Source organism: Mesorhizobium loti (genome assembly GCF_003148495.1).
GTDB classification, from domain to species: domain Bacteria; phylum Pseudomonadota; class Alphaproteobacteria; order Rhizobiales; family Rhizobiaceae; genus Mesorhizobium; species Mesorhizobium loti.
Map to the genome: position 1 here is coordinate 101,214 of NZ_QGGH01000017.1, position 7,202 is coordinate 108,415.

General features: G+C 59.0%; 9 protein-coding genes. 3 read left to right on the forward strand and 6 right to left on the reverse strand.

Translation table 11 applies throughout. The features are described from left to right. Positions 1-12: 12 nt before the first annotated feature. From C8D77_RS39000 to C8D77_RS32740, 3 genes are read right to left on the reverse strand one after another with little or no spacing between them, the layout of a single operon-like run. Positions 13-1,338, reverse strand: coding sequence for a sensor histidine kinase (locus tag C8D77_RS39000; protein ID WP_109671550.1), 1,326 nt, complete (start codon positions 1,336-1,338; stop codon positions 13-15). Beyond that, positions 1,335-2,102 (reverse strand): response regulator transcription factor, encoded by a 768-nt coding sequence (locus tag C8D77_RS32735; RefSeq protein WP_170136887.1) that lies wholly within the window; start codon positions 2,100-2,102, stop codon positions 1,335-1,337. The genes C8D77_RS39000 and C8D77_RS32735 overlap by 4 nt, the downstream gene beginning before the upstream one ends. 17 nt (positions 2,103-2,119) lie before the next feature. Continuing rightward, a complete protein-coding gene (locus tag C8D77_RS32740) occupies positions 2,120-2,977 on the reverse strand; it encodes a MipA/OmpV family protein (RefSeq protein ID WP_109671551.1) in 858 nt (285 codons plus the stop codon). Positions 2,978-3,235: 258 nt separating this feature from the next. On the opposite strand from C8D77_RS32740, the gene C8D77_RS32745 reads away from it, so the two are divergent. The 3 genes from C8D77_RS32745 (at position 3,236) to C8D77_RS37380 (ending at position 5,556) form a co-directional block, all read left to right on the forward strand. Next, entirely contained in the window at positions 3,236-3,892 is a 657-nt protein-coding gene (locus C8D77_RS32745) for a JAB domain-containing protein (RefSeq protein WP_109671552.1), read from the forward strand. A gap of 147 nt (positions 3,893-4,039) precedes the next feature. Then, the gene (locus tag C8D77_RS32750) at positions 4,040-5,293 is read left to right on the forward strand and encodes a tyrosine-type recombinase/integrase (RefSeq protein WP_109671553.1); all 1,254 of its coding nucleotides are present in this window, start codon (positions 4,040-4,042) and stop codon (positions 5,291-5,293) included. Continuing rightward, the gene (locus tag C8D77_RS37380) at positions 5,290-5,556 is read left to right on the forward strand and encodes a hypothetical protein (protein WP_146211848.1); all 267 of its coding nucleotides are present in this window, start codon (positions 5,290-5,292) and stop codon (positions 5,554-5,556) included. Before C8D77_RS32750 ends, C8D77_RS37380 begins: the two co-directional genes overlap by 4 nt. Before the next feature lie 190 nt (positions 5,557-5,746). Here the strand turns inward: C8D77_RS37380 and C8D77_RS32755 are convergent, their stop codons facing one another. From C8D77_RS32755 to C8D77_RS32765, 3 genes are all read right to left on the reverse strand, one after another. Next, on the reverse strand, positions 5,747-6,166 hold the full coding sequence (locus C8D77_RS32755) for a hypothetical protein (protein ID WP_109671554.1): 420 nt from the start codon (positions 6,164-6,166) through the stop codon (positions 5,747-5,749). A 12-nt stretch (positions 6,167-6,178) separates the two neighbouring features. Next, on the reverse strand, positions 6,179-6,784 hold the full coding sequence (locus C8D77_RS32760; protein ID WP_109671555.1) for a BRCT domain-containing protein: 606 nt from the start codon (positions 6,782-6,784) through the stop codon (positions 6,179-6,181). 33 nt (positions 6,785-6,817) lie between these two features. Next, positions 6,818-7,202 (reverse strand): excalibur calcium-binding domain-containing protein (locus C8D77_RS32765; RefSeq protein ID WP_146211849.1); only part of this gene is annotated, 385 nt, incomplete at its 5' end.

Below are 7,202 nucleotides of genomic sequence, written 5' to 3' on the forward strand. Positions count from 1 at the left end.
GCACGAGGCCGTCTAAGACGGTTGGGCACTTGGACCATTCGGCAGGTCGATGGTGACGACCAGTCCGTTGGGTTGATTGTCCTGCAATTCGATCCTGCCGCCGTGTCCCTGGACGATGTCGGCAACGATCGAAAGACCCAGGCCAAAGCCATGCTTCGATGCAATGCCGCGCGACGCATCTTCTTTGAAGAACGGTTCGAAAACACGAGCGCGCGCCGTCATCGGAATGCCCGGCCCGTCATCGCCAACCGTGATGCGTGCCACCGTGTCGGTCGCCGTCAATGCGACCGTGACAGTGCCAGCGAATTTGACCCCGTTGTCGCAGAGATTGGCGATCGCCCGCGCCAGTGCATTGGGCTTGCACCAGCCCAGAAGCCGATCCGGTCCGGAATATGAGACCGGAAACCCGACATCGGAGAAATCAGCACAGACGGTTTGCAGAACGCTGGCAATGTCGGCGCGCTGCAGCTTCTCCGTCGAAACGTCGTTGCGCAGATAGGTCAGGGTCTCGTCGATCAGGACTTCGATGTGCTGGACATCGGAGAGGATCGCGGTTCGAACGGGGCCATCATCCATGCGCTCGGCGCGAAGCCGCAGCCGCGTCAAAGGCGTGCGCAGATCATGACTGACGCTGCGCAACATGCGCGTGCGGTTTTCTATCATCGTTCGGATACGCGTTCTCATCCTGTTCAGGGCGCGCGCCAGCCCAACCATCTCAATGGAGCCGCGTTCGACGAAAAGCTGGTCGCTGTTCTCAATCTCGGTCGAACCGACTGCCGCCGAGATGCGCTTCAGCGGGTCCGTTACGGCCCATACCGCAAACAGCCAAATCAGGACGGGCAAGGCGACGAACGCCATGAACCTGTAGAACGAGGCACGCACGAGGCCAGATGTCAGCCAGGAATCGGGCATACCGAAATGAGCAAGGACGTCATGCTGGTCGAGGTCGATCACAAACGCGTATCGGCCGCCGATCCTTATCCAGCGCCCATCAACCGCCCCCCTGTCGATGCGGAAAAGCCATTCGATACTTCGCCACTGCAGATAGGAATAGGGAATGCTGCGGATCTGTTCCTTGGGCAGCACCTTGAGATCAAAACCAGCTCGCGCAGCTGTCGCCAGAATTGCGCCACGCGCTTCCGCTGGCGTTTCGCGCAACAAGGCAGCAAAAACGGCCGCTCGCCTGGCGCTATCTTCCACAGCGGGAAGGTCGACGTTCTCTATGAAACTCTCGACGACCGATCCGACGGACATGATCACAATCACCGCGATGAAAATGATTGCCGCAAACTGCCCGCGCACGGACTGGGGCAGAAAACGGCGAACGAAACCCCTCATGCTTCTTCCACCGTTGCGGTGAAGATGTAGCCACCCAACCGAACAGTCCTGAGAAGCACCGGATCGCGCGCGTCCTTTTCGATCTTCTGGCGGATCCGGCTGACATGCACATCGACGCTTCGTTCGATCGGTCCGGCGAGCCCGGCGTGGGTCACGCTGAGCAGTTCTTCGCGCGAGAGAACCCGGCCCGCATTGCGGCAGAACGCAAGCAGCAGGTCGAATTCATGCGTCGTCGTCGCAACCCGCGCATTGCTCGGATCATGCAATTGCCGGCGGATCGGATCGAGGCTCCAGCCGTTGAAGCGAAGCACCTTCGACCGGTCCCGCTCGTCGGGAGCATAGGTCGTGCGGCGCAGCAGCGCCCGTATCCTGGCCGTCAGTTCGCGCGCGCTGAATGGTTTCGTCACATAATCGTCCGCGCCGATTTCCAGTCCGAAGATACGGTCGATTTCTTCGCCAAGCGCGGTCAGCATCAGGATCGGAATGTTCGTTCCCGCACGAAGACGGCGGCAGATGTTGAGACCGTTCTCACCCGGCAGCATGACATCGAGCACGATGAGATCGAATTTGTGATTGCGAAGCGCGGCATTCATCTGGACGCCGCTCTCAGCAATTTCCACGATCATGCCATTATCGGTGAGCGTCTCACCCAGCATGCGCGCGATCTCGATATCGTCTTCGACAATGAGGATACGCGAATCCTGCCTTGCCGATTTGAACTTGGCGTTCAAATCGCTCCGGCTCGCGTTTGCCGCAGCCTGCATCGTTACCTGTGTGGGCATTAAAACCTGTATCCGACAAGAAGCATCCCGGAAGGCTGGATCTTGTCGACGACAATAGGGCTGTCGGCGGCGTCACCCACAAGAATGCCGACCCCCGCCTGGCCACGCACCATCCAGTTCTCGTTGAGCATATATGTGGCGGAGACGGAAAAATCGGCGCGCTTCAACCCGGCGCCGGCATCATAGCGCGCCAGCCCCGAACGAGCCGACTGTTCCGGCGTGACGCCAAAATAGGCCTGCATGTGATTTTCGTCGGCGAAGACAACGGATGCGCTGGCGCCGATCATCAACGATTGCGACAGAGGCTGGGTCACCTCGATCCCGATCGTGCCCAACAGGCCATCGCTGCCGCCGATGGTCTTGTCCAGTTGTGCGAAGATTTCAGCCGGGCCGAACTTCACCGCGGCCTTCGCGCCGACTGTCGCGCCCATGTCGACATCGCCCAAGCCGCGCAGGTGATCGGAGTCGTCTTCCTTGCGACCCATCTCATAGCCAAGCCGCGCACTCAATGCGAACGGCCCTTGGTCATAGACGGCGATGTTGGCACCTGTCGGATCGATCGTCACCGTGTCGCGGAATGTGGCCGTGACGAAAGGCACCGGCATGATCTTGAACTCGTCGCTGCCCTCGTATTTGGGGACGATGATGGCGCCACCGCCAAGCACGACGTGCCAGTCGGCCAGTTTTTGTTCGATGCGCCCGAAACGGGAAGGTTCGGGCGGCGGGGTGAAATCGTCGGCATCGACTGCAATGGCGTCGGCCGCCAGCACGATCCCCGAATGCGTTGAAAACAGGATTGCCATCGCCGCAAGAGAGGCCCGGCCAGTGAACATTCCAGAATCGATCTTGGCGAACATGCGTGCTCCAGAACAGCGAGGCGGTGAGCCCCTGATGCTCTGACTATTTCAGGTGAAAGTGGCTGCATGCGTGAAGTGATGTTAAGTTTTGTTGCGCAATCTTGGTCTCATCTTGGCGCCTGCACGAGAGAAGCCGGAAGTTGATGGCAAAAGCTGGCATGCCCCCCGCGCCGGTCATCTCACGCTCGCAGAACAGAACGGTTTTCAATCCAGTCCAGAACGGTTTTAATGTTCGCATCGGAGGAGTGTGGGCGGCATATGGGGAACATCAGCGACGACGACGAGCGGAGTTTCTTCGCCGAAGTGCCGATGCGGCCAGCGGCGAAAGCCAAGGCGGCAGACGAAAAGCCGCATTATCTCGGCCATCGTGACCGCTTGCGCGAGCGCTTTGCCTCGGCAGGTCCGGACGCCCTGCCCGATTACGAACTGCTGGAACTTCTGCTCTTTCGCCTGATCCCTCGCGCCGACACCAAGCCGGTGGCCAAGGCGCTGCTGGCGCGCTTCGGCACGCTGGCCGAAGTGCTTGGCGCGCCTCTTGGCCTGCTGCAGGAGGTCAAGGGCATCGGCCCGGCGGTGGCACTCGACCTGAAAATTGTCGCCGCGACGGCGCAGCGCATGGCACGCGGCGAGGTCCACGGCCGCGAGATCCTCTCGTCCTGGCAGCAGCTTCTCGACTATTGCCGTTCAGCCATGGCCTTCGAGGCGCGCGAGCAGTTTCGCATCCTGTTCCTCGACAAGAAGAATGCGCTGATTGCCGACGAGGTGCAGCAGACAGGCACTGTCGACCACACGCCCGTCTACCCGCGGGAAGTGATCAAGCGCGCGCTCGAACTCTCGGCGACCGCCATTATCCTGGTCCACAATCATCCCACTCACCTCTTTTCAATCACGCACGATCACTCTTTAGCACATTGATATATATTGTTTTTTCGACTTGTCGCAGAGTCGGATATCGTGGCATATTGGGGTCGGTTTTAGGGGGATCGAAGCCCGTCTTGAGCCCAACCACAGACCCCTATTACCCGTCAGCCGATCCCACTCGAAAGCCTACGGGAGACCCCAGTGCCAAGCCTTACCGATGGAGAGATTCGCCGCGCTTTGAAGCAGGTCGAGGAGACCAGAAAGCAGCAGAACCTTGTCGATGGCGAGGGCCACGGAACAGGCCGCCTCGTTCTCGTGATAAAGCCAATGCCAACCCGGGTAACGGCGGACTGGATGGCCCAGCAATGGCGAGACCAAAAGCGTCTGAAGAAAAAGCTCGGCTCGTATCCGTCAATGGGCCTCAGCCAAGCCCGCGAGATTTTCAAACGCGACTTCGCCGACATGATCCAGAAGGGACGGAGCATCAAGATTGCGGGCGACACGCGACCCGGCACGGTCGCCGATCTGTTTGAGGCTTACGTCGCGTCGCTCAAGGCAGATGGAAAACCGTCCTGGAAGGAGGCCGAAAAGGGATTGAACAAGATCGCCGATTCGCTCGGTCGCAACCGCCCTGCCCGCGACGTCGAGCCTGATGAGATCAGGGACATCATTCGCCCGATCTATCAGCGAGGCAAACGGTCCATGGCCGATCATGTTCGCAGCTATATTCGATCCGCCTACAGTTGGGGGCTGAAATCCGAGCACGACTACCGCTCGACCTCGGTCCGTCGCTTTCGTCTCATCTACAATCCGGCTGCTGGTATTCCGACCGAACCAAAGAAGGTTGGAACGCGTTGGTTGGACGAGGAGGAATTTATCCGTCTCTATCGCTGGCTCGAATCTCCCGATGCACCGGTCCACCCTCCTTATACGCGTGCCGTAAGAATTCTTATGCTGACCGGCCAGCGCGTCGAGGAGATCGCTAGGCTACACGTCGACCAATGGGATGCGGCTGAGCGCATTATCGATTGGTCCAAAACTAAGAATGGAAAGCCTCACGCCATCCCCGTGCCCAAGATCGCAGCCGAGCTTATCGGGTCGATCAAGCCGAATGATTTTGGCTGGTTTTTTCCATCCGCAACCGACCCGTCCAAGCCGGTCAGCCATGGCACGCTCTATTCGTTCATGTGGCGCCAACGCGATCGCGAGGTTATCCCCGTCGTGACAAATCGCGATCTCCGGCGCACCTGGAAGACGCTTGCTGGAAAGGCAGGGCTCTCGAAAGAGATCCGAGACCGATTGCAGAACCACACTCTCCAGGACGTCAGTTCCAAGAGCTACGATCGCTGGAATTATATGCCGGAAAAGCGTGCTGCCATGGCGCGGTGGGACAACTTTGTCCGCGAGATCCTGATGAAGAAGAAGCGTAAAGCGGCACTCGAGGAAGCTGCATGACCATCTGTATCGCCGCAGGGGTAGAGCTTCCCTGGGGAACAGACTACGGATCTGGGGGTCAGGAGTTCGAATCTCTTCGGGCGCACCATTCCATCCAATTGATTTCCCTGCGCTTTTTGACACATGAGGTGAGTCGGTACCGGCTTGATTTTTGGAATTCAGCCGGTTTTTCAGCCGGTTTTGGAAGAACGGGCATTCCTTCGATTGATGTCGCAGCTTGGCGTATGCGCGGCTGGGAGGGGAAGAGAAGCATGCCATCGTGATTCCCTCGAGAGGCCGCGTTCGCATGCACCAACTACTCGCCAAGTCGCAACCGATAGAGCGTTGCCCTCCGAAGGCAGAGGTCACAGGTTCGAATCCTGTCGGGTGCGCCAAGAAAATCAAGCACTTAAGTACCGTTTTTTCCGATATGCGGCTCGGTCCCACACAACCTTCCCACATAGTCGTCGCGCTTCACGGAATCGAGCTACATTTCCCTATGGTGATAGCAGGGGTATCTTGTGTGGAATCGCCATCGATGAAGCCGAAGCCATAGGTTTCTTGGAACCGAAGAGTGGCCTCATTGAACACGAACCCGGAACCGAGCCCGCCGCAAAGGAGATGAATCGGGCCTCCTGGAGGCAGGTCGTTCGTGCACCGGTGCGTCGGATAGGCTTCACCAAGCTTGGTCACTGTATACGTGCTGCCGCTACTGTCGGCAGGCGCGATAGTGAAGCGCATGTCCGTGACAATGAAATTCGTCGACAACCATCCGGTGCCCGTGAACTTGAACCCTGTGGAGAGATCGGCGGCGCAGAAGAACTGACCGGCTTCCGCGGGGAGCGACTGGCTAAGGAGTGCAGCTAAAATAGCATGTCGGACGTGCAGGGGCATATGTCGCCACTCTCAGAGGAAGCTGACCCAATGGCTTTCGGCGACGATCGAGATCGGCAACCCTTGGTCGCGCCAGCCGGCTGCCTTGACGATTTTGTCTCCGAACGACGAATGCTTCCACGATTCTGTGGCGTAGGCCCCTATCACCAAGAACTCTGTTTTCTGGCTGAGACCACCCGAAAAGCCGCCGCGATCGGCGATCGCCTGTTCGCAATATTTTCGCTGGCCAAAATTGAATGTGCCTGTGAAGCAGTAAAGTCGCCCGGCGAACGTTAAGGTCGGGGCGGGATCGGAGAGTGGAAGCGAAGTCGGCTTGAGCACTTCTCCTAGTTCGAAATCGCGATTAGAGAAGCTGTTTAGCGTATCCAAAAGTTGGGCGTGTTCATCTGAATCGAGCACTCCGTCCTCGAGGATTTCATTGACCCGCTGGTATAAGATTCGGATGATTGGTTGAGCGCTGATCTCTGCATTCGCTGCCAGCCACTTTTGAAGAAACTCGACCTCGGTCTTGGTGATAGCCCCGTCCGCAGCCAGGCCGCGCGCAAGCCCTATGAGTTCATCGATCTGACGCGATGAAATCCGATCACCGCCGACACGATTGTAAAATTTCTCGTCCATTTCTACTTCCCCCAAGCGACCTTCGTCCGAGCGCTAACACAGGCTCTCACAAGGTATGCCGTCCTTGTCGCGGTCGAGCTTTCCGCCCCAGGGACGGTTCTGCAGATACCAGTTGGCTTCCTCGCACGAGCCGATCTGTTTGCACGTTCGCCGCGGCTCGCACGAATAGCCGCTCTGCGCGACGAGCCGCCGGCTGATGATCCCTAACGGTTTGCTGGCAGCCGGCTTCGCGCCGTTCGCATGCCCGGCGCGCCAGTCCCAAGGCGCCTGAAACGTTCCGGCCCACAGACCGACCTTTGCCGCCTCGGCCTTTGCGTGCTGCCCTGCGTACGCGCCGTGGCTGTAGCGCGGCCAATCGAGCGCCTGGCCGTGCTCGACCATCCACGCAGCAACGCTGGTGCCGTCGGCGCGCCGGCAG